1 protein-coding gene is annotated in these 608 nt (G+C 41.4%); it reads left to right on the forward strand.

Annotated elements, in window-relative coordinates:
* Positions 1–80: 80 nt before the first annotated feature.
* Positions 81–608: IS110 family transposase (locus tag H6A27_RS14540; RefSeq protein ID WP_204509203.1), on the forward strand; the 528-nt coding region annotated here is incomplete at its 3' end.

Raw genomic sequence — 608 nt, forward strand, 5'->3', positions numbered from 1 at the left:
ATAGCACTAAAAAAGCTATACCATTATAGTTAACTTTGTATATAAGAGAAAAACAATATTAACCAATAACGATATAGCTTATGAAGTGTGTACAAAGTAACAAATTAGATTTTAGTGGACAAAATATTTACGTAGGAATTGATGTCCACTTGAAAAGTTGGTCTGTTGCAATTTTGTCAGAGCACAGTGTTCTGAAGCGATTCAGCCAAAGTCCCGAACCGGAAGCGTTGCACAAGTATCTTGTCAGCAATTATCCTGGAGCCAATTACTTCTCTGTTTATGAAGCCGGATTCTGCGGCTTTTGGATACACGAGAGACTGACAGATTTGGGCATAACCAACATAGTAGTCAATCCTGCCGATGTACCGACTATGAGTAAGGAAAAACTTCGCAAGACAGATGCCGTTGACTGCAACAAGCTGGCTCGTGAATTACGTTCCGGTTCATTGGTTGGAATATACGTTCCCGGAGTGGAAACTCTGGAACTTCGTTCTTTGATAAGGATGAGAAACCTGATAGTAAAAGACAGCACCCGTGCGAAGAACCGCATCAAGTCTCTTCTTCGTTTTCATGGCGTAGAGATACCGGAAGAGTTTACCCGCTGCTCC

Source organism: Bacteroides caecigallinarum (genome assembly GCF_016902295.1).
GTDB classification, from domain to species: Bacteria; Bacteroidota; Bacteroidia; order Bacteroidales; family Bacteroidaceae; genus Phocaeicola; species Phocaeicola caecigallinarum_A.